The sequence below is a fragment of the Cognataquiflexum rubidum genome, from assembly GCF_022538115.1.
Taxonomy (GTDB): domain Bacteria; phylum Bacteroidota; class Bacteroidia; order Cytophagales; family Cyclobacteriaceae; genus Cognataquiflexum; species Cognataquiflexum rubidum.
On record NZ_JAKZAL010000022.1, the window covers coordinates 63,132 to 85,017 of the forward strand.

General features: G+C 40.3%; 17 protein-coding genes. 13 read left to right on the forward strand and 4 right to left on the reverse strand.

From position 1 onward, the window contains the following. Positions 1-33: 33 nt before the first annotated feature. Entirely contained in the window at positions 34-912 is an 879-nt protein-coding gene (atpG, locus tag MMU05_RS19220; RefSeq protein WP_241143287.1) for an ATP synthase F1 subunit gamma, read from the forward strand. 57 nt (positions 913-969) lie between these two features. On the opposite strand, the gene MMU05_RS19225 is transcribed toward atpG, so the two are convergent. Continuing rightward, positions 970-1,563 carry a methyltransferase family protein gene (locus MMU05_RS19225; RefSeq protein WP_241143288.1) on the reverse strand — a complete coding sequence of 198 codons (594 nt, stop codon included), beginning with the start codon at positions 1,561-1,563 and terminating at the stop codon, positions 970-972. Positions 1,564-1,709: 146 nt separating this feature from the next. Here MMU05_RS19225 and MMU05_RS19230 point away from each other — a divergent pair, with 146 nt between their 5' ends. Both MMU05_RS19230 and deoC read left to right on the forward strand, forming a co-directional pair. Next, the gene (locus MMU05_RS19230; RefSeq protein WP_241143289.1) at positions 1,710-2,921 is read left to right on the forward strand and encodes an NAD(P)-dependent oxidoreductase; all 1,212 of its coding nucleotides are present in this window, start codon (positions 1,710-1,712) and stop codon (positions 2,919-2,921) included. Positions 2,922-2,931: 10 nt separating this feature from the next. Further along, entirely contained in the window at positions 2,932-3,588 is a 657-nt protein-coding gene (gene deoC / locus MMU05_RS19235) for a deoxyribose-phosphate aldolase (RefSeq protein ID WP_241143290.1), read from the forward strand. Positions 3,589-4,166: 578 nt separating this feature from the next. Here deoC and MMU05_RS19240 read toward each other — a convergent pair. Further along, positions 4,167-5,348, reverse strand: a complete 1,182-nt coding sequence (locus tag MMU05_RS19240) for a Na/Pi symporter (RefSeq protein ID WP_241143291.1) — start codon at positions 5,346-5,348, stop codon at positions 4,167-4,169. A gap of 326 nt (positions 5,349-5,674) precedes the next feature. Between MMU05_RS19240 and MMU05_RS19245 the strand changes: the two genes are divergently transcribed. The 5 genes from MMU05_RS19245 to MMU05_RS19265 all read left to right on the forward strand — a co-directional run bounded on the left by MMU05_RS19245 (position 5,675) and on the right by MMU05_RS19265 (position 12,122). After that, a complete protein-coding gene (locus MMU05_RS19245) occupies positions 5,675-6,805 on the forward strand; it encodes a hypothetical protein (RefSeq protein ID WP_241143292.1) in 1,131 nt (376 codons plus the stop codon). 78 nt (positions 6,806-6,883) lie between these two features. Continuing rightward, a complete protein-coding gene (locus MMU05_RS19250) occupies positions 6,884-7,327 on the forward strand; it encodes a nucleoside deaminase (protein ID WP_241143293.1) in 444 nt (147 codons plus the stop codon). A 104-nt stretch (positions 7,328-7,431) separates the two neighbouring features. Next, positions 7,432-8,037, forward strand: a complete 606-nt coding sequence (locus tag MMU05_RS19255) for a superoxide dismutase (RefSeq protein WP_241143294.1) — start codon at positions 7,432-7,434, stop codon at positions 8,035-8,037. A gap of 220 nt (positions 8,038-8,257) precedes the next feature. Beyond that, complete coding sequence (locus tag MMU05_RS19260) at positions 8,258-10,693, forward strand: TonB-dependent receptor (RefSeq protein WP_241143295.1); 2,436 nt, start codon at positions 8,258-8,260, stop codon at positions 10,691-10,693. 112 nt (positions 10,694-10,805) lie between these two features. Beyond that, positions 10,806-12,122 carry a serine hydrolase domain-containing protein gene (locus MMU05_RS19265; protein ID WP_241143296.1) on the forward strand — a complete coding sequence of 439 codons (1,317 nt, stop codon included), beginning with the start codon at positions 10,806-10,808 and terminating at the stop codon, positions 12,120-12,122. Positions 12,123-12,568: 446 nt separating this feature from the next. Here MMU05_RS19265 and MMU05_RS19270 read toward each other — a convergent pair whose 3' ends face one another. Continuing rightward, complete coding sequence (locus MMU05_RS19270; protein ID WP_241143297.1) at positions 12,569-14,275, reverse strand: capsule assembly Wzi family protein; 1,707 nt, start codon at positions 14,273-14,275, stop codon at positions 12,569-12,571. A gap of 4 nt (positions 14,276-14,279) precedes the next feature. Continuing rightward, positions 14,280-14,948, reverse strand: a complete 669-nt coding sequence (locus MMU05_RS19275) for a hypothetical protein (RefSeq protein ID WP_241143298.1) — start codon at positions 14,946-14,948, stop codon at positions 14,280-14,282. A gap of 871 nt (positions 14,949-15,819) precedes the next feature. Between MMU05_RS19275 and MMU05_RS19280 the strand changes: the two genes are divergently transcribed. The 5 genes from MMU05_RS19280 to MMU05_RS19300 all read left to right on the forward strand — a co-directional run bounded on the left by MMU05_RS19280 (position 15,820) and on the right by MMU05_RS19300 (position 21,597). After that, the gene (locus MMU05_RS19280; RefSeq protein ID WP_241143299.1) at positions 15,820-16,218 is read left to right on the forward strand and encodes a response regulator; all 399 of its coding nucleotides are present in this window, start codon (positions 15,820-15,822) and stop codon (positions 16,216-16,218) included. Positions 16,219-16,240: 22 nt separating this feature from the next. Continuing rightward, positions 16,241-16,855, forward strand: coding sequence for a biliverdin-producing heme oxygenase (locus MMU05_RS19285; protein ID WP_241143300.1), 615 nt, complete (start codon positions 16,241-16,243; stop codon positions 16,853-16,855). Next, a complete protein-coding gene (locus MMU05_RS19290; protein WP_241143301.1) occupies positions 16,830-19,106 on the forward strand; it encodes an ATP-binding protein in 2,277 nt (758 codons plus the stop codon). The genes MMU05_RS19285 and MMU05_RS19290 overlap by 26 nt, the downstream gene beginning before the upstream one ends. A gap of 112 nt (positions 19,107-19,218) precedes the next feature. Further along, positions 19,219-20,283 (forward strand): aminotransferase class I/II-fold pyridoxal phosphate-dependent enzyme, encoded by a 1,065-nt coding sequence (locus MMU05_RS19295; protein ID WP_241143302.1) that lies wholly within the window; start codon positions 19,219-19,221, stop codon positions 20,281-20,283. 75 nt (positions 20,284-20,358) lie between these two features. After that, the gene (locus tag MMU05_RS19300; RefSeq protein WP_241143303.1) at positions 20,359-21,597 is read left to right on the forward strand and encodes a serine hydrolase; all 1,239 of its coding nucleotides are present in this window, start codon (positions 20,359-20,361) and stop codon (positions 21,595-21,597) included. Positions 21,598-21,886: the final 289 nt, after the last annotated feature.

Consider the following 21,886-nt stretch of genomic DNA (forward strand, 5'->3'; position numbering starts at 1 on the left):
CTTTCAAAATTTCTTTTCTCATAAAAGAACAATATGGCCAATCTTAAGGAAGTAAAGCAAAGAATCACTTCAGTAAGCTCCACGCAGCAGATTACCAAAGCCATGAAAATGGTGGCGGCAGCCAAGCTGAGAAGAGCGCAGGATAGGATCATCAAAATGCGTCCATATTCACAAAAACTGACCGCCATCTTAAACGAAGTGGTATCTACCATGGGTGGTGAGTTGGATATAGTTTATGCAGAACAAAGGCCTATCCAGAATGTGCTGATAGTATCGATGACTTCTGACAAAGGATTGTGTGGTGCCTTCAACTCAAATATCATTAAGGCTACTGTCCAATTGGTAGAGAAAGAGTACAAAGGAAAAAATGTGACTATACTTCCCTTGGGCAAAAAAGCTTTCGAATTTTTCACGAGAAGGAATTATAAAACAAAGACCGATTTCTACGAGGTTTTTGCCGATGTCAAATATGACGAGGTAAGGAATATTGCAGAATTTGCCATGAATGGATTCATTTCCAAGCAGTTTGATCAGGTAGTTTTGGTGTACAACCATTTCCGAAATGTTGCTACCCAAGACATCATTGTAGAACAGTTCCTTCCTATGGGCGGAGTGGAAAAATTGGTTACAAAGAAAGTAACGACCAATACTGATTATATCTTAGAACCTTCTAAAGAATACGTAATCCGTGATTTGGTACCGACAGCTTTGAAAACCCAATTTTACAAAGCAATATTGGACAGTAACGCCTCAGAACATGGTGCAAGGATGACTTCCATGGACAAAGCCACAGAAAACGCCAATGAATTATTGAAGGAATTGAAACTGATGTACAACAGAAACCGTCAGGCTGCCATCACTAACGAGATTTTGGAAATCGTAGCCGGTGCAAATGCCCTTGAAGGCAGTTAATATAGCAAACAATAATACCCATATAAAGCCACCCCAACAGGTGGCTTTTTTATTTCTTTATGCTTTCCCCCACTTTTTGGGAATAATGGAGGGGACCATTCTTTTATATTGAATGTATTTTTCCCCGTAGAGTTCTATCAGTTTTTTTTCTTCATAATGAACACCAAATGGCAAGTACAAAAGCAACATGGCGAAGTGGATAATAGAACTGAGGGTAGGCTCAAAAAAGAAAAACCCCAAAAATATCAAGATCGTACCCGAATAAATCGGATGTCGGACGTAAGCATGAAGACCCGAAGCCACAAAATCCTCGATTTGCTCCATGTCATCATGGGGCTCGAGTCCGATAAATCTCTTTTTGCTGAAAGACTTAAATGAACGGACAATGATGATGGTTCCGAAACTCGCCAACATGTATCCGAGATAGGTGATAGTTGGTGTTTTGACAAGAATATCAAATGGAGTGTACGTAGAACTATATACCAAAATGCCAAAAATAAATACAGTAGTAAAAACAGAATACAGCAATCGGTACCATATGTATTGCCTTCCCATCCATCCTTTGATTTTTCTTTTTATATTCAGGCTTGCAAGAAGAGAATGAAGAAAATAGAACAAAACCCAAAGGATAACTAAAATCAGATAAGGCATGACATCAACTTTTTTTACGAATATCCTTTTTCTCCTGACAAAAAGAAAGTTTCTATCCCTCTGCGGCGGATAATAATCCAAAGCAGTGCTGCTGTGAACCGCATGTCAAAATCAATAAACCCAAAAGGCATTTTAATCCTGATTACATGAAGATAGGCTTGATCAAAGAAGGCAAAGTTCCACCTGACAGAAGGGTTCCTTTTACCCCAAAACAATTGTCATATTTAAGTGAATTGTACAAGGATTCATTTTCTTTTTATGTGGAGTCTAGTCCTTTCAGGTGTTTTTCTGACGAAGAATATATACAGGAAGGCATAGAAGTGGTTGGGGATATTTCGTTTTGCGATTTGCTGATGGGGGTCAAAGAAGTGCCCGTCTCCCAATTAATTCCTGACAAAACGTACATGTTCTTTTCCCACACGATCAAAGAGCAAGCCCATAACAGGAAATTGCTTCAGGCCGTACTGGAAAAAAACATCACCCTGATGGATTATGAAGTCTTAAAAGATGAAAAAGGCAACCGCACCGTGGCTTTTGGACATTGGGCAGGAATAGTGGGAGCATATAACGGACTTTGGGCCTATGGCAAAAAATCCGGTCTTTTTGAATTAAAAAGAGCTATGGACTGCTTTGATAAGGAGGAACTAGACCAAGAGTTGGTCAAAGTGCAATTGCCTCCCATCAAAATCGTGGTGACTGGCACAGGCCGGGTAGGAAAAGGTGTAGTGGAAATCCTTGAACATGTCGGAATCAGACAGGTCGACGCCAAGGAGTTGTTATTGCAATATTTCGAAGAGCCCGTATTTACAGTCCTTTCCACCCATGATTATTATAGAAGGAAAACGGATGGAGGTTATGAAAGGGAGGAATTTTACTCTTCGCCTGACAAATATGAAAGTCATTTTTTGAAATACGCTGAAGTAAGTGATATCCTGATGGCAGCTTCCTATTGGGATCCACGAGCGCCGAACCTTTTTAAATTGAAGGATATCAGCTCCGAAGATTTCAGTATCTCTGTGATAGCAGACATAACCTGCGACATCAACGGATCGATACCGACTACTGTCAAAAGCAGTTCCATCCTGAATCCTATCTATGATATCGAAAGGGATACTTTTGAAGTATTGCCGGCATTTGGAAAGCAGACGAGTATCTCTGTCATGGCTATCGATAATCTACCTACAGAACTTCCCAGAAATGCTTCGGAGGATTTCGGAAATCAATTGATCCATCAATTGATACCGGAATTATTAAAAGAAGAATCAAAGGTTTTGGACAAGGCCACCATCGCCAAAGAGGGCGATCTGACCATTGAATTTATTTTTTTGAAAGATTATGTAAATAGTCCGGAAGATTAACCAAACAAGCATGATCAAGATTGAAAAATATATAGAACAAACAGTCCTCAAAGCGCAAACTGTGGATGCGGATATAGAAAATCTCATCAAAGAAGCCAAGGAATATGGTTTTGTGGGCGTGTGTGTACCTCCTTTTTGGGTAAAAAAAGCGAAAAGGGAAATCGGAGAGGCTGACATCCAATTGGTATCCGTGGTGGGTTTTCCCTTGGGATATAACCTTACCGAGACCAAAGTTTTTGAAACAGAACAATTGATCAAGCTTGGGGCTGACGAAATCGATGTTGTCTGGTCTATTACGGCTTTCAAAGCTGGAATGAACTGGCCCAAGTTAGAACTGGCAAGGCTTTCGCAAGTCTGCCATGACCACGAGAGGATACTGAAAGTCATCTTGGAAACAGCTTACCTCAGCGACGGGGAGATCATTCAGGCCTGTGAAATCTGTGCAGATGCAGGGGTCGATTATGTGAAGACATCCACAGGGTTTGCACCGGAAGGGGCCAAAGAAAGCCACATCAAGCTGATGCGGGCCCATTTGCCAAGTAATGTGGGCATCAAAGCAAGTGGGGGTATCAAAACCTTGGAGCAGGCACTTGGACTGGTACGGGCCGGCGCAGATAGAATCGGGACGAGTTCGGGTGTGCAGATCGTCAGATCAGCAAAAGAATAAATTTTATGAGTATCCGCAATGTTGCACGTTGGGCTTGAAAGGACTTTATCGGGTACGGATACTTGTCCACGGACGACGGTCCACTGTCCACAGAACCGCTAATCGTTCCCCAACCATTATTTGTTGGCTATCTGCAATAAAGCGGACAAGCATATTGTTTTATATGATTATCCGCTATCATACCAGTAGCCAAATATCATTTTTCTCCACCTCGGCAAGCTCGGTGAACGGATATCGTGAGATCAGAGGGGGGTGGTAGAAATGCGGCTTTGCCGCATTTCTACCACCCCCCTTCAATATCAATAAATTCCGGTGGTCGATCCCGATAATTATCGTGGACGAGACCATTCTGTAAGTTATCCTATACTGGTAAGAAGGCGGATATACATATTGTTTTACATTTATAAACGCTTTCTTGCCACAAACCATATAAAACTCGGATTGAAAATCCCGTGAAGTGGCTCCGCCACGGCGGACATGTATGGACTGTCAACCATGGTCTAAGAACCGATTATCCCCAGTTTTAATCTTGAATTTTGAGCTAGTGGCAAAGTAGCGGATAATCATAATAAATTTTTCTACACAGGCTTCTCCGCCTGAATTTCAGTTTTCGGCGGATCGTTTGGATTCTGTTCCTTCTCTCCGCGATTTTCTTTATTGAAATAGATCAAAATGAAGGGAATGATAAAAAAGGTAAGCAAGATGTAAGCAAATCCTACGAATTTCCTTTTGATAGACTGATCTCCAAGGAATGTCGCCAATTTTACCGGAATATTCCTCAATGCCGGAAAAGGTAAAAACACCAAAGCACCCATAAGATTAAACAGCACATGAACAAGGGCAATGCTGATAGCCGCTTCGGTTTTATAGATGGAAGCAATGACCGCAGTGATCGTGGTCCCCACATTGGCCCCGATGATAAAAGGGAAAACTTTGGATAGCGATACCTTTCGGTTGGCAACCGCCGGCACAATCAGTGAGGTCGTGACTGTACTCGATTGGACAGCAGCAGTGAAAAACAAGCCGTACAAAAAGGATATGTATGGGAATTTGAACATTTGCCTGCTTACTTTTTCAAAATTGGTGGAAATAAATGTTCTGAAAACAGTGTCAGACAGGAACTTGATCGAAACAAAAACCAGAATGATAGAAAGTATCAATCCAATCACCGGACTGTTAAGAATATCGACAAGCCAAGTGGTCAAAGGTCTGGTAAACAAAACGTTGTAACTGTAATCACCCACAAATTCTGAATTGAAATCAAAAAAAGTATTGGTCAAAAAGGAGGAAGTCCTACTCAAAAAACCAAAGTATATCTCCAAAGGAAACAAGATCATCACCGTCAGGATATTAAAAATATCATGGACAACACCTGCAGTTAGGGCTCTTTTAAATTCCCCTTTCTTCATGATATAAGAAAAAGCCACCAAAGTACTTGTAAGCGTCGTCCCGATATTTGCACCCATGACCAAAGGCACAGCTTGGGTCAGTGTAAGGTTTCCTGAGGCCACTACTGCCACTATCATGGAAGTCACCATCGAACTGCTTTGAACCAAAGCAGTTATCAACAATCCTACAAAAAGCCCCACAAAAGGATTATTGGTAGCCTGAAAAAGTTCTTCAGCCAAGTTATTGTTCAACTTGACCATTGACATGGTCAGCAAATCAATGGAAAACATGAAAAGAACAAATGCCAACAGCATTTGAAATATTATCAATCCCTTGTTGGACTTCTGACTAGCTTCCTTGAGTTCGGTCATTTATTTAAAACCCCTCATTAAGGGGTTAATTCTCTTTAATTTAGGTGCAAAATAAAAGTAAAGCAAATTAATAAAACGGGATTTAGGATGAATATTTTGTTAACATTAAATTTTACTTGGACTAACCTTTAAAAAACTAATATATCCCCCCGTTTTTGTCCTTTTGACCCAAATGCTTTAATTTATAAAGCAATTACAAGTCAGAATTGGAATTTTTAGCAGAGATTTGATTTTGCAATCAAGTTAGTCTTAACAATTTGTTAATATTGAGGCGAATTAAACTTCTTTAAATTTGCAGCGGAAAAAATCTTTCACCCATATTCAAAATGGCTAAGCCAAAAGACCAAAATATAAATCAGGATGCCTTATCCAAAGCAGCCTATTCACTTTTTGATTTTACAAAGAAAGAAAGAACTTTTTTAGTTACCATCTGCATTCTGATTTCCATAGCAGGTATAATTTCTCCGTACACTTATTGGGCAATGTGGTTTGGGTTTATTTTAGCTGCTTATTCTGCCATTGCCAATGACAGCATTCAGACTATCGGAACATTCATCGCTTCCAATCAGAACCGAAAGTGGTATTGGCTTTGGTTATTTATGGGGTTGATTTTTTTGGCTGTGGTCACTTACAGCTGGTTTACTTATAACGGTGACGTTAGCTACCAGAGATTGATGGTTCCGGGTTTGGAAAAAGCCCCGGAAAGTTTCGTATTTCTCCAACTTGCCGCACCGATAGTACTTTTGGTCATGACCAGATTGAGGATGCCCGTTTCCACCACTTTCTTACTATTGAATGTCTTTACCTATAAAGCGGGTACCATCGTAGACGTCATGGAGAAGTCTTTCATAGGATACTTGCTTGCATTTACCTTGGCGATATTGGTATGGTTTATTCTCGAAAAATTCGTTGAAACATACCTTAAAGGAAAACCTAAGCCTTATTGGTTGGTATTGCAATGGATTACTTCCGGTATCCTATGGGGAGTTTGGATCATGCAGGATGCCGCAAATATTGCTGTCTTCTTGCCGAGGAGTCTCAATGTCTGGGAATTCGTAGCTTTTGCCGGATTTATTTTCATCGGCTTGGGATTTCTATTCTATATGAAAGGAGACAGAATCCAATCTGTAGTCAATGAAAAAACAAGGGTAACTGACGTACGGGCAGCAACCTTGGTGGATTTGGTCTATGCTGTTATTCTATTCTACTTCAAAATGGCAAACAATATCCCCATGAGTACCACTTGGGTTTTCATAGGGCTTTTGGGAGGAAGAGAAATTGCCATCGCCCTAGCCAAATCCAAAAAGCTGGAGAAAAGAAAGCTTAACATCATGCATGCTTTATACCTCACTAGAAAAGACCTTACCAAAGCTACCATCGGATTGGTAGTATCGCTGATCATGGCTTTGATTATCAATGAAGGCGTTAGAAACGAAGTGTTGGATTATTTCAGATAAAATATTCTAATTCAATTTGAATGGCGTAGGTTTTAAGAAAAATCTACGCCATTTTTATTTTTGGATATCCGAGCGTAAATGGAATTATATACAAATGCATATTTTATGAACGAGGCCATGAAGCTCGCCAAGCAGGCTTTTGAAGAAGGGGAAATTCCCGTCGGGGCAATTATTGTATGCAGAAATAGAATCATTGCCAAGGCGTATAACCAAACCGAAAAACTCACAGACGTAACCGCCCACGCGGAGATCCTCGCCATCACCTCCGCTTCTAATTCCTTGGGAGCCAAATACCTGACTGAATGCAAGATGTATGTTACCCTTGAGCCATGCGCCATGTGTGCCGGGGCATGTTTTTGGGCTCAATTAGGAGAAATTCATTATGGAGCTTCAGATCCCAAAAGAGGGTTCTCAAGATTGTCTGAAAACCTCCTTCATCCCAAAACAAAAGTAACTCAAGGATTGATGGCTTTGGAGTCCAAGGAAATTCTGGATAAATTCTTCAAAAAGCTAAGAGATTGATTCATTTTAGGTCATTTTAGAACCTTTTTACAGTCAATTTGGTTGGATTGAGTACGACACATTCGAATTCATTATTTTATGTTTAACCATAAACCTTTATAAAAATGGCTTTTGAACTTCCAAAACTCCCTTATGATTTCAATGCGCTAGAGCCGCATATCGACACCAAAACCATGGAAATACACCATGGAAAGCACCACAATGCTTATGTGACAAACCTTAACAATGCCATCGCAGGAACTGACCTCGAGAACAAAAGCATTGAAGAATTGATGAAAGTGGCCGGCAGCAATGCAGCTGTAAGAAACAACGGTGGCGGACATTACAACCACAGCCTGTTTTGGACCATCATGAAACCAAACGGTGGAGGAAATCCTACAGGAGAAATCGGTGCTGCCATTGATGCAAAATTCGGTTCTTTCGACAAATTCAAAGAAGAATTCGCAAAAGCTGCCGCTACACGATTTGGTTCAGGTTGGGCTTGGCTTTGTGTAGATACCAAAAAGGAACTTTGTGTATGTTCTTCCCCAAATCAGGACAATCCTTTGATGGACGTGTCTGAATGCCCCGGCACACCTATCCTGGGCCTTGACGTTTGGGAACATGCTTATTACCTCAATTACCAAAACAGAAGACCTGACTATGTTGCTGCGTTTTGGAACGTGGTCAATTGGGAAGAGGTATCAAAAAGATATGCCGCTGCAAAGTAATTGATAATATATATATTGATAAATCAGCCTTGGAACTCACCTTCCAAGGCTTTTTTTGTGCTCCTACTGTACGTTCTTTGTGTACGGTAATGTACACGGTTAAAAAACATAAAATAATTTAATTATTTGATTAACAGGTATTTACATTATTTTTTATTTATTGGCATCCATTTCTCAATAAGGTTGGTACAGTACATGAAAACTAAACCAACCTATTATTATGAAAGTTTCAACCCAGATTTTTACAGTCCTCTTATTCTTCTTTTTAGGATTGAGCAATCTTGCAGCGAAAGATGTCGCTTTGATTACCGGGCAGGTCAAGGACCAAAAAGGAGAATCACTTCCATTTGTCAACGTTGCCCTGGTTGAAGCCCAGACCTGTACCCTGATCACAGGTGCCGTCACTAACGACACCGGAGAATTTTTAATCGAGACAGCAAGATCCGGAAAAGTCCAGCTTGTGGTTTCCTCCATAGGTTTTCAAACTTTCAAATCTGAAGAATTTGAAATCAAAGTGGGATCAAATAAGGAATTCGGAACCATTTCTATTGAGGAAGATGCCGGAAACCTAGAGGAAGTCACGGTGCGCTCCACTAGACCGGATATCATCGTCGAAGCGGACAAAACCACCATCAATGTCGAAGGCACTGTCATGGCTGACGGAAATACAGCTTTGGACGTAATCGGTAGATCACCAGGTGTCTACGTGGACGAAAATGACAACATCAACCTCAACGGCCGCCCCGGGGTGACTGTGATGATCAACGACCGTCAAACATATATGTCGGCAAATGACCTCGCCAACTTTCTCCGCTCCATGCCCGCTGACAATATCAAAAGCATAGAAATCATCAACAACCCGACTTCCAAATTCGATGCCGAAGGAACTGCCGGAGTCATCAATATTAAACTGAAGAAAAACAACATGGACGGTATGTTTGGCAATATCCAGACAGGTGGCATGTACAATGGAATATATGGCCCAAATGCAGGGATCACATTGAATGTAAAAAAAGGAAAGTGGACCAATGCTGCCAGCTTGAATTACAATGAATTCAACTATCTAAACGACATCAGCATCAACAGAAATTTCCAACTGGAAGAAGGGGTTTCCAATTTTGACCAAAGCAGCAAGATCACCACGATCAATAAAAGTCTGTTTTTAAACAGCGGGTCGGATTACCAGATCAATGACAACCACAGTGTCGGAATCTCCCTCCAAGCTTCCGATTACAAAGGAAAAAATGACGGGAAGTCATTTACTGAAATCAATAATCCGGGAACGGAAGACCTTTTCTTTCTAAGGTCAAACAACGAAGGGGAAAGTCAAAACAAGAGGATATTTGGGAACTTCCATTATGTCGGTCTTTTGGACACACTGGGAACCAAATTTACCACTGACGTGGATTACACCAAGATGAAATCAAATGCCTCCTCGCTGCTATCCAACAATAGATGGATCAATGACAATGAGCCAACAGCTGACAGAGACTATATCCTGACACTCAATGAGATGGATTATAACATCTTCACCGCAAAAGCTGACTTCACCAAACCGCTCGGAAAAGGGAGAATCCTGGAAACAGGACTAAAAGGAAGTTGGGTAAAATCGGACAATGACCTCGACCTCAGCAAAGCAGTTGAAGAAGAGCCTTTTGAGCAGGATCCCAATTCAAACAAATTCATTTATGAAGAAAATGTCCTCGCTGCCTATGCAACTTACAAAAGCAAATTTTCTGAGAAAGTGAGCTATCAGGTAGGATTGAGAACTGAATATTCCGACATCACAGGAAACTCAGTTACCTTGGAAAGAATAGACAAACAAAACTACATCGACCTTTTCCCGAGTTTCTTTGTACAGCAGCAAGTAAGCAAAGACTATCAAATCGTCTATAACGCCAACAGAAGGATCAACAGACCCAATTACCGACTGTTGAATCCATTTATATTCTACATAGATCCTTTGACTACCGAGCAGGGAAATCCCTACCTGAGACCGCAGTATTCCAACAACCTGGAAATGAACCACGTGGTCAAAGGTCAGTACCAGTTTACTTTGGGATATTCGTTGACCACAGATGTATTCCAACAAATATTTACCCAAGATGAAGAAAGCAGAACCACCACGACTTACACCGCCAACCTGGACAAATCACAAAACTGGAATTTCAGAGCCATGATTCCTGTCGAGATCCGAAAGTGGTGGAATACCAGCAACATGGTCCAAGTCAACAATGCACGTTGGAAGTCAATGATTGGAGATGCTTTGCTGGATGTGTCCCAAACTTCATTGACTCTCAGAACACAGCATACTTTCAACCTGCCTGGAGGATTCAGAGGTGAGTTGATGGCGATGTATATCGGTCCTTCCCAATACGGCCAAGCATCCATAAAGGGATTTGGATGGGTAGATGCAGGGATTTCAAAAAACCTGATGAAAGACAAGCTGAGTCTTACTGTCAACGGTACCGACCTGTTCAGAAGTCAGGTGATCAATGCCGCAGTACAGTTTGACAATATCGATACCCAATTCCAGCAATACAGAAGCAATCAGGGAGTAAGGTTTACCTTGAGGTATAAATTTGCCAAAGGTGAGAATTTCAAAATCTCTAACAGCAGCGGAAGTACAGAAGAAAGAAACAGGTTGGACAATTAAATAATCCCGAACCCTATATCTAATTGGTGTAGGGTTTTCGAGTAAAATTAATTTCTTGTTGTAAGTTAAGTCCCCTTATAAAAGCAATGTTCCTTTAAAACTATAATCCATCATGGCCAGAATATTTTCAACCCTTTTCGCAGTTTTTTTACTCCACACGGTGACTGCCCAAACTTTCGATAAAGCCAAACTTGATACGTACTTTCAGACTTTGTCCGAAAACCAAAAAATGATGGGATCTGTAACCCTCTCCAATGAAGGCAAAGTTGTCTATCAGAAAGCCTTCGGTTTTGCGGATCTTGAGGCCAATATCCCTGCAACTCCTGCCACCAAATACAGGATCGGATCCATCACAAAGATGTTTACATCGGTACTTATTTTAAAAGCGATGGAAGAGGGAAAAATCGACCTTAACCAAAAAATCGATAAGTTCTTTCCTGAAATTGAAAACGCTTCTGACATCACCATCAGCCAATTGATGAACCACCGAAGCGGTATCCACAGCTTCATTTCCAATCCGGATTACTTATCTTGGAATACCCAAAATAAGTCCCGAAAAGGTCTTTATGACATCATCAGGGAAGGGGGAAGCGATTTCGCACCCGACTCCAAAGCCGATTACAGCAACTCCAATTATGTCTTGCTGACCTGGATTCTCGAAGATGTGTATATGCAGCCCTATTCCAATCTGGTGAAAAAATACATTACCGGACCATTAAATCTTAATGACACCTATGTGGGACAAAAAACAGCAATTGCTGCGAAAGAATCATACTCCTACAAATTTGTAGGCAAATGGGAAAAGGAAAGCGAGACCGATATGTCCATTCCGTTGGGCGCAGGGGCCATGGTCTCGACTACTGAGGACTTGACCATATTCATCGAAGGACTGTTTGCCGGTAAAATCATATCCTTCTTAAGTCTGGAAATGATGAAAGAAATGAGGGATAATTTTGGAAGGGGGATGTTTGTCATACCATTTTATGACAAAGCTTCTTTTGGTCATACCGGAGGCATTGATGAATTCAAATCCATGCTGAGTTATTTTCCGGAACAAAAACTTGCTTTTGCCATGGCTGTGAACGGATCCAGCTATGACCCAAACCAAGCAGCCATCGCCGTACTAAGCGCCTACTTTGGGAGGGATTATGAGATCCCGACTTTTGCGGCGAATACCCTGAAGACCGAAGATCTTGATCCCTATCTCGGTGTGTACGGAAGCGCTTCGTTCCCATTGGAAGTAACCATCACCAAAGAAAATACCACACTGATCGGACAGGCTACCGGCCAACCCAAATTCTCATTAGAATACAAAGAAGGGCATATTTTCGTCTTTACTCCGGCAGGACTGACTTTGGAATTTAATCCGGAATCCAACGAGATGACATTGAAGCAGGGTGCCGGCAATTTTGTCCTCACCAAAAAATAAAAAATCTAAAAGTTTAACGGTTTGCTACTTGAAAGGAGGCTTTTTTTAAAGTCTCTTTTTATTTTGTGTGTATCCGCTTTATGGGACGTATCCAAACAAATAATGGCGGGGGAACGATCAGCGGTCCTGTGGACAGTCGTCCGTGGACAAGCATCCGCAACCGATTAAGTCTCTACAAGCCCAACGTGCAACATTGCGGATACTCATATTTTATTTTATGATTATCCGCTTTTATACCAGTAGCCAAATATCAATTTTCCACACCTCGGCAAGCTCGGTGAACGGATATCGTGAGATCAGAGGGGGGTGGTAGAAATGCGGCAAAGCCGCATTTCTACCACCCCCCTTCAATATCAATAAATTCCGGTGGTCGACCCCGATAATTATCGTGGACGAGACCACTCTGTAAGTAATCCTATTCTGGTAAGAAGGCGGATACTCATATTTTATTTTATAATGTAGGTAAGTCCGATGTTGATCACGACATTTTTCCTGTCCCATCCCGGTATAAAATAATTATCAGGATCATTTATCAGAAACCATTTATAATTCATGGTATTGACATATTGAAAATTTCCATGAGCCAAAAGATTACCAAACCTCCATTCCCCCACGAGAGAAGGAACAATGTCCACATATTTGGTCCGCCAATCTTTGATATCTTCAAACCTGAAATTATAGAAATCATTGTTATACACAATGCGCTCAATATGGAAGGCGATTTTGCTGAAATCTCTCACCCATCCAAATTCCACCCAATTGACATTTGTCGCCGGACCATAACCGATCCCCAAAACCTGCCCTTGGTGGGTGTATCCATGTCTGACATGGTCATGGATATACCAAGTGTCAAGGTTAAAGATGCTTTCCCTGATAGTCTGACCGGATTGGGTCATTTCTGAACTGATCTGGAGAAATTGATTTTCTTTTTTCAACGGGATCAATGTTGAAAATCCAAAGGTAAAAGCCCTGTTTCTTTCGGGCGTAACTATAAAATCAGCGGTCCTGATGCTGTTGCCATTGGTCCCATATTCTCCATAAAACTCAAAATGTCCTTTTGCACTCAGCCACCTGAAAAACCCGGTACTGAATTGTTGCCTACTGTCTCGGGTTGGATTGTGGACGTTATAGAGACCTTTTTCCCCATTGAAGACCGGAAGGTAATCAGCAAAAGTCGACATGTCGGCACTGTACATCTGACTGACAGAACCATAGCCGATAGAAAATCCCTTCAACCACTTCGGTTGGTAAGTCAAAACCAACCCACCTAAGTACCTGTTTCCATTTTCCCTTTTTGAAACAAGAAATGGGTTTTGCAGAAATGCATTATCCGGATGCGGTGGAAGAAATCCACTGCTTCTTAAGAAACCTGAAATCAGCTGACCTTCAAAATGTCCGATTTTGGTTTCAATTGGTTTTTGGGTGTTTAAGGTAAAATGAAGAAATCCCGGTGCATTGTTACTCATCAAGAGCGAACTCCTTTTGCCGGGTCCCCACCAGAGATTTTCGGTTGAAACACCAAGGGACATACCTTTGTGGTTGAATCTAAAACTTGATTGACCGGCTAGGATTCTGCTGTATTGCGCGTTCCCAAACCGCTCCGGCATGTCAATCCTGTTCATGTGTTCATAATAAAAAAAGATAGTTGACGGCTCCTCAATCGGAAACCCGAGGTAATCTTTGTTTTGGGCGACAAGAATCTCAGGCTGAAGCTGAAGGCTGAACTTCCCATATTCAAAAAACACCCCCGCGCTCAACACATTCTGAAAACCTCTATTGGGGATCATTGCCCCGTCATTAAGTCCAAAAGCATAATCGGAATTGAATTGAAACCTATTGGTAATAGGCATGACGAGGAACTTCAACTTTTCCTTTTCACCCAAAAAACCCTGGTTAGTCGAAGTCTCAAGATCAATAAAAGTGCTGTCTAGGTCGAACCCCACTTCCCTGTCAAAAACGTGTACTGGAAGAATGGGACGTATAGAAAAACTGCTTGTTTCGCTCAGTTTACCCTGAAGCTGCATCCGTCGCATGTATTCCTCCAATACCGGTGTGCCCACAGGTACTGTTTGGGAATATCCTATACTTTGAAAAATCAGAACAAACAGGATGCTAAAAACAAAATTTGAATATGACGGTATCGCTTTTTTCATCCTATCACATCACAAATAAGGTAGAAACTTCGATTTTGCCAACAGACCAACTTTCATCACATTTTGGATTGGGGCTGTTGAGCTGCAGCAATTCATCACCAAGAGTGACTTTTACAGTTGGACCGGTATGGGATACCAACTGCGAAATGCTGTAAACTGTGGTGTTTTCCGGTACACCTGCCAAATGGCAAAGTCCGGGAAGGTTGGTTCTTATGGCTCCCGTTTTTGGTAAATTTTGACGGAAAAAATTACTCGGATAAGATTGCATCAGACAGAAATTAAACCCACATGGAGTATTGGAAAATGTGGTTCTCATAACTTCCGCACCATCTACCTTCATAAACCAATAATCTGGGCCTCCTATATTGTCAGGATTGCCATCCCATGAATCATGGACATATAACTCAACGGTAACTTTGACGATATTGTGCGTAGGCAGAGCGGACAGGTTCAAGGTTACTTCCTCATTGTGATAATTGCCGAGAAGGGTTTTATTTTCAAACACAAATAGCCTTCCGTTTTCTATATTGTTGAGGTCTTCACTAGAAAAATCATTGAAATAAACCAGATCATTTCCCTCACAGTCACAGACGGTATCCTGCTGACAAGAGCTTAGACCCAATATCATGGGAATAAAAAAAATCAAAAACAATGGCTTGGTTTTAATCGGCATACAAGGGAGATATTTGCTGCATACCTGATGGTATTTATTGGCAGGTAAAATTCGGAATGCAAATAAATGAATTTTTGATGGAATAGGAAGCTAAAGAGCCCCACTTTGCATATTTATGGATAATTAATTGTTACACAGAAATAGGTAAAACCCTCTTTGAAGGTCACTAAAACCCAACAAACCGGCAAACTTGGGAGATGGGGTATTCAGAACATAAATTTTAACTTGATGATAAAAAACGAGGATGGGGCTTCTACCAACATTCAGTGGCATCCTTCACGCTTATATAGCATGAGTGGACTTATCGAAGGAATACATCGATTCCTGTCTTTTCTTCTTAAGGTTACCAAATCTACGTTAGGATGCAAGATGGATAGATGTGCAGAAAATGAGACACACATTTTTCACCTGATTACCACCTAGAAAGAAGTACCACCCATTGGAGCTGTCATATTTTTAACCTAGGTTAACCATTCAAGCCACATAGAGTGGTTTGAAAAAAACTGCTTTAATGCCCCAATTTGGCCCTGAAATTTCACTAAACAGCACTAATAAAATTACCGTTTATTGTTTCAAATTCGACTTTTAGCAAAAACCTAAACTATTAATCTTTTTCAAGCTCCGTTTCCATTATTTAGCAATTCTTTTGAGGAAGGGTTAAAAATTTAAAATTGTCAGTAAGGCTAACTCATTCTTTTTAAAACAATTAGTCAGTAAATTATACGGGTTTATAAAAATTCTTCAGATTGTATAGAAAGCCTTACTTTAACTTGATTTTTTAGCCTAAGCAGGACAAAAAGATGTAAAAAACAAAAAAGTTTTCAATATGTTTACTGAATAATATTTTAATTACAAAATTTAAAAAAATAAGATGCAAGAACACATCTTTTTAGCCGAGGACGATGAAGAAGACAGGGATCTTTTTACCCTTACCATTTCTGAAATTTCTGCTGATTATAAAATTTTTGTTGCCAAAGATGGCATCAAGTTTATGAGCCTGCTTAACAATGCAGAACAACTACCTGACTTCATTTTTTTAGATCTAAATATGCCGCTCAAAAATGGTTTAGAATGTTTACAGGAGATCAAAAATTCAGAAAAGTGGAAGCTTATTAAAACTGTGATTCTTTCCACATCATCACACCCTGAGCAGATTAAAGACATGTATAAAATGGGGGCAAATCTGTATTTGAAAAAACCAACCAGCTACAGCTCATTCAAAGATTCATTATCAAAATGTTTACAAATGGACTGGGACACATTAAAATAAGCCAAACCTAAATATATCGAAGGTGTTTATACAAAATTTAAGGGCTCTTTCAGCTGAATGTCATAAACAGCTTGAAACAAATAAATTGTCGTTGGCTTTATTGAGTGATCACGTTAATGAAAATATTTACCTTAATTATTTGATTCGATTATACGGCTTTGTCAAAGGTTTTGAACAATTCATGTATCCAATGTTGCCACCCCATTTTAAAAATATAACCGAGCGTAAAAAAGCCCATTTTATCGAAGAAGATTTGGGAAATTATGGTGCCGCATACTATAAAAATACTTCTCCATCAGAATCCTTTTTTAAAGAAACATATCCTGATATTTACAGTGCTGCGGGGGCCTTGTATGTATTGGAAGGCTCAACGCTTGGTGGTCAAATAATTGTAAAACACCTTCAAAAAAAACTTACCTCCGGGTTTGTAAACTCGGCCTATTTTTCTGCTTATAAACAAAAAACCGGCAGTATGTGGAAAGAATTTTTACAACAGCTTACCACTCTGCCACCATCCGAGCTTGAGGAAAAGCAAATAATAGCAGGTGCCATTATTACTTTTAAAATAATAGATGATTTACTTGATGACAGCCCTCTAACCTTTACAACATATGAACATAGAAAGTATCATAAATGAGGATGTAGTATCCATCACAAACTGCGAAAGTGAACCCATCCATATACCGGGCAGTATTCAGCCGCACGGTTTTTTACTTGCAGTTACTGTTGTTGATTTTACAATTGCTTATTGCAGCGAAAACTGTTTTGAATTTTTAAATAAAACACATGTAGAGTTATTGGGAATAAAACTAGAGGACATATTTGACAAAAAAGATATTCTCAATATAGAACAACAGTTTAACAATGAGTCGCAAGAGCTTGCTAGACCTTTTGTGATGAATTTTGGAGAAAAAAGTTTTCATGTCACAGCACACGCTTCAAATGAAGTAATCGTATTGGAATTTGAAATGTTTTCAGAAGAAAAAATGGAACTGCCGGACATTTTTATCCAAATGAAACGATTTGCATATTATACCGAGCGTGCAGATAATCTTCAGAGTCTTTGCCAGGATATTGCTGATGAAACCCGAAGCATTACCGGTTATGATAGGGTAATGATTTATCGCTTTGACAAAGAGTACAATGGAGAAGTATATGCAGAAAGTAAAAACGAAAATCTTGATCCGTTTCTAAATTTACATTATCCTCATACAGATATTCCTGTTCAGGCTAGAGCACTTTATCTGCGCAATTTGGTAAGAATGTTGGTAGATGTTTCCTATACACCTGTACCTATTTTTACCATTAGTGAAGGTGCAAAAAATAAAAATCTCGATTTGAGCCTGTCAAATTTACGAAGTGTTTCGCCAATTCACCTGCAGTATTTAAAGAATATGAAAGTGGGTGCCACTTTTGTAATTTCACTAATTCATCATGGCAAATTATGGGGTTTAATTTCTTGTCAGCATAACAGTGCCAAGCACATACCATACTATATCAGACTTTCAGCACATTTACAGGGCATATTTCTTTCATCGCAGATAGATGTGAGGCAGACAGCAGATGAGTTTGAGCTTGCTAAAGAAACAGAAAGGAAAATAGTTGATTTGCAAAATCTGTTGGTCAAAAATCAAAATAATATTACGGATAAAAGTACCCTCATAAAACTAAAAGATTTAATAAATGCTAATGGAGTCATTCTTCATTTTAATGAAGCAAATTATATCGAGGGGTCGTTACCAGGCGCGCCTGAAATAGAGGACTTAGTAAGTTGGCTAAAATTAGAAAAGGGTTCCCAAAATTTTTCCACCCATCAATTGCACCAACATTATGCCGGAGCAACACAAATAGCAAATACCATTGCAGGTGTGGTGTATTTACCCTTAAGTAATAAGAATTGTATTGTATGGACGAGACGCGAAGTGGAGAAAAATATTTATTGGGCAGGCGACCCCTCCAAGGCTATAGAGAAAAATGATGAAAATTTATTGCTTTCACCCCGTAAATCATTTGAAATTTGGAAACAGGCCGTAAAACTTTGCAGTTCCGAATGGAAAACCCCAGAGCTTAAGGAGGCCGGTGCAATTTCCGTATCTATACAACGTCAATTGCATTTGGCGGATTTAATGGCAGAAGAAAGAAGGTATGTATCCCTAAATGAGAAATTGCAAAAATCAAATGATGAACTTGCCAATATGAATTGGATTAGTACCCACGATTTGAAAGAGCCATTAAGGAAAATTCAGATGTATGGTTCCATCATTCTCGAAAAAGATGGGGCTATAATCCCTGATTCTGTGAAAGAAAATATTTTCCGAATGCAGAATTCGGCAAGTAAAATGCAAGTATTAATTAATGATCTGCTCACTTACTCCAAAGTTGTGAACGATGAAAAAAAGCTTGATCCTGTTGATTTAAATACAATCTTCCAGGATATTTTGTTAGATTTTAAGGAAAATATTGAAGAAAATAATATTTCCATACAATTACATCATTTACCTATTATGTACGGAATTCATTTTCAAATACGGCAACTTTTTTTGAACCTTATCAGCAATTCAATAAAATTTACCCGACCTGAAGTTACGCCGGCAATAAGTATTTCAAGTGAAATTGTGACCAGCAACAAAATTGAATTTGAATCACAAAGATTTTATAAAATTATTGTAAAAGATAATGGAATAGGGTTTGATGAAGCCTATAAAGAAAAAGTATTTAAGATATTTCAACGCTTACATAGTCAAGCAGAATTCATGGGTACAGGTATTGGCTTATCCATTTGTAAAAAAATAGCTGAACTTCACGGGGGTTACATAGAGGCACAGGGAGTTGAAGGTGAGGGTGCCATTTTTTCGGTCTATTTCCCCGTAGATACTCAGTCGTTTTAGTGTTAAACATTAGATTTACAAAGACAGACAACATCTCAATAAAAAAGTTAGGCAAAAAGATTCCCATTCATCATATTCACCCCATAACCCAATCAAGAATATCCAAACCAACATGACCCTCCAAAAACCCTTTGAACTTCAATCCAAAATCGGTAGAACCGTTTTCCACGAAGGAAGGGAATTCTTGTTCTATAGCGGGACGGCGTATTTGGGAATGGGATGTGTTGGGGATTTTGAAAAACTTGTCACGGAAGGAATTTCCAAATACGGACTCAGCCACGGACTCAGCAGGGTCAATAATGTCCGTTTGTCTGTCTATGAGCAGTTTGAAGTTTTTTTTGCAGAAAAGGCAAAGGCTGAGAAATCCCTGGTTTGGAGCAGTGGCTTCTTAGCAGGAACTGCCGCCGTCAGTTTTTTAAAGAAAGATGCGCATCAGATTTTTATTGCCCCGGAAACACACCCCGCGGTTTTGGCAGAGGGGCTGAATTCCTATCCTGACCCCAGCTTCGACCGTTGGATCGGCTATTGCCAAGAAACCTGCGCACAGCTTCCTTCTTCCAATATTCTGATTATTGCCAATGCCGTTGACCCGCTAAAGCCTGCCGTTCCTGATTTTGATTGGATCAGAGACCTACCTTCGCGGCACCATTATACTTTACTCATCGACGACAGCCATGCCTTCGGGGTTTTGGGCGAAGATATCTTTGGGACTTACAGCCAATGGAAAAACCTTCCGGTAAATTTGGTCATCTCAGGTTCATTGGGAAAAGGACTTTCCCTTCCTGCCGGAATCATTTTGGCAGATGAAAAAACCATTGCAGGAATCTCCCAAATGGCGATCTTTCGGGCTTCCTCCCCTCCTTCACCGGGATTTTTGTATGCCTTTCTTCAGGGACAGCATCTTTTCCAAAAACAAAAAGAAAAATCCCGATCTAATTTAAGCCTCCTCAAAAATCTATTGGGAGACCATTCCCGGCTACAGCAATCTGGCGATTTTCCTGTTTTCTCCTTTCCTGATCAAAATTGGGTTTCCGTTCTTGAAGAGGCAGGTATCATCGTTTCCTCCTTTCCTTACCCAAAGCCTACTGATCCTTTTGCAAACAGGATCGTGGTTTCGGGCTGTCACGAAGCGTCAGATATCCTAATCCTCCACAAGGCCATTACAAGTCTTACTTAGAGATTTTTGAAGTTGATATTTGGGTAAAAAAATGAATATGGCTTACTTGAAGTCAAATAGTCAAAGATGATGCGCATGTTACAAAAACCTGTTTTGATTTTCCTGTTCGGAATTCTGTTGATTTCCTGTTCCCAAAAAGAACCTGTTCCATTTGAAGATATCCCGGAAAGTTATCCCGTTCTCCGGCAGGTTTTGGAACATCCTGAGACGTATAAAGCACAGATTTTGTACACTCAGATCGACCGGGATTCTGTGGGTAATCCTGTTTTCAAGGATTTCAATGTAGGACTTGATGATCAGGTTTATTTTTATCCCGCGAGTACTGTAAAGCTTCCGGTTGCGATTTTGGCTTTGGAATGGTTGGCTGCGCAAAACATAGTAGGCCTTACTGCTAAAAGCATCATGCTCAGCGATTCGATCCGGCCTTCTCAGATTCCCGCTTTGGTAGACAGTTCGGCTGAAAACAACCTTCCAAGCATCGCCCAATACATCAAAAAAATTCTTCTTGTCAGCGACAATGATGCCTACAACAGGTTGTATGAACTGTTGGGTCAGGATTATATCAATACCAAGCTCAAAGAAAAGGGACTGAACCACACTATTATCAACCACCGTCTCAGTATGCCGATGACCGAAGAGGAAAATAGACATTTTAACCCAATTAGGTTTGTGGATAGTGTGGGGAATGTTTTGATGGAAATCCCGGCTAGGGAAACCTCAGAAATCTATGCCAACACTGACCGCCCTACTATCGGAAAGGCTTACTACAGCAATGGCGAACAGGTAAATACTCCGATGGAATTTACCTTCAAAAATAAGTTTGCGCTTTCGGACCTTCATGGTGTCGTCCAAAGGATCATTTTCCCCGGAAAATTTTCTCCTGAGCAAAGATTTCAAATCACAGAGGCTGACAGGAAATTTATCTTGAAATACATGTCGATGTTGCCTTTGGAAAGTGACTATCCGAAATATGAATTGCCTGAATTTTACGATAGCTACTCCAAGTTTTTCAAATTCGGAACGGACAAAAATCCCATTCCAGAGAGATTCAGGATTTTCAACAAAACCGGAAATGCCTATGGGCACCTTTTGGACGGTTCTTATTTTGTGGATTATGAGACGGGAACGGAGTTTTTTGTATCTGCGGTGATTTATACCAATGCCGACGAAACCCTCAATGACGATGTCTATGAGTACGATTCCATTGGTTTTCCGTTCTTTGCGGAGCTTGGGGAATATTTGTACCAATTGGAATTAAAAAGAAAAAAAGAAAATTCCCCGGACCTTTCATCATTCAGGTTCAGTTACAAATAAATCTTCTCCCGCGGATCTTCGCTGAAGGGATTGAAAGATCAGTTGTTTCTCGGGACATTTTATCGTAATCATCTGCGTCAATCTGCGTGGTCTGCGGGACCAAATCAGGAATTTTTGAATACTTTTCTCCCGCAGATTTCGCGGATCTTCGCAGAAGGGATTGACAGGTCAGTTGTTTTTTCGGGACACTTTATCGTAATCATCTGCGTCAGTCTGCGTGGTCTGCGGGACCAAATCAGGAATTTTTGAATACTTTTCTCCCGCAGATTTCGCGGATCTTCGCAGAAGG

Bases quoted from the DNA above. Each gene is read 5' to 3' on its own strand.
- MMU05_RS19280 (WP_241143299.1), top strand. From the start codon at position 15,820: ATGCAAGAACACATCTTTTTAGCCGAGGACGATGAAGAAGACAGGGAT.
- deoC (WP_241143290.1), top strand. From the start codon at position 2,932: ATGATCAAGATTGAAAAATATATAGAACAAACAGTCCTCAAAGCGCAA.
- MMU05_RS19290 (WP_241143301.1), top strand. From the start codon at position 16,830: ATGAACATAGAAAGTATCATAAATGAGGATGTAGTATCCATCACAAAC.
- MMU05_RS19260 (WP_241143295.1), top strand. From the start codon at position 8,258: ATGAAAGTTTCAACCCAGATTTTTACAGTCCTCTTATTCTTCTTTTTA.
- MMU05_RS19295 (WP_241143302.1), top strand. From the start codon at position 19,219: ATGACCCTCCAAAAACCCTTTGAACTTCAATCCAAAATCGGTAGAACC.
- MMU05_RS19300 (WP_241143303.1), top strand. From the start codon at position 20,359: ATGTTACAAAAACCTGTTTTGATTTTCCTGTTCGGAATTCTGTTGATT.
- MMU05_RS19240 (WP_241143291.1), bottom strand. From the start codon at position 5,348: ATGACCGAACTCAAGGAAGCTAGTCAGAAGTCCAACAAGGGATTGATA.
- atpG (WP_241143287.1), top strand. From the start codon at position 34: ATGGCCAATCTTAAGGAAGTAAAGCAAAGAATCACTTCAGTAAGCTCC.
- MMU05_RS19265 (WP_241143296.1), top strand. From the start codon at position 10,806: ATGGCCAGAATATTTTCAACCCTTTTCGCAGTTTTTTTACTCCACACG.
- MMU05_RS19270 (WP_241143297.1), bottom strand. From the start codon at position 14,275: ATGAAAAAAGCGATACCGTCATATTCAAATTTTGTTTTTAGCATCCTG.
- MMU05_RS19225 (WP_241143288.1), bottom strand. From the start codon at position 1,563: ATGCCTTATCTGATTTTAGTTATCCTTTGGGTTTTGTTCTATTTTCTT.
- MMU05_RS19275 (WP_241143298.1), bottom strand. From the start codon at position 14,948: ATGCCGATTAAAACCAAGCCATTGTTTTTGATTTTTTTTATTCCCATG.
- MMU05_RS19255 (WP_241143294.1), top strand. From the start codon at position 7,432: ATGGCTTTTGAACTTCCAAAACTCCCTTATGATTTCAATGCGCTAGAG.
- MMU05_RS19250 (WP_241143293.1), top strand. From the start codon at position 6,884: ATGGAATTATATACAAATGCATATTTTATGAACGAGGCCATGAAGCTC.
- MMU05_RS19245 (WP_241143292.1), top strand. From the start codon at position 5,675: ATGGCTAAGCCAAAAGACCAAAATATAAATCAGGATGCCTTATCCAAA.
- MMU05_RS19230 (WP_241143289.1), top strand. From the start codon at position 1,710: ATGAAGATAGGCTTGATCAAAGAAGGCAAAGTTCCACCTGACAGAAGG.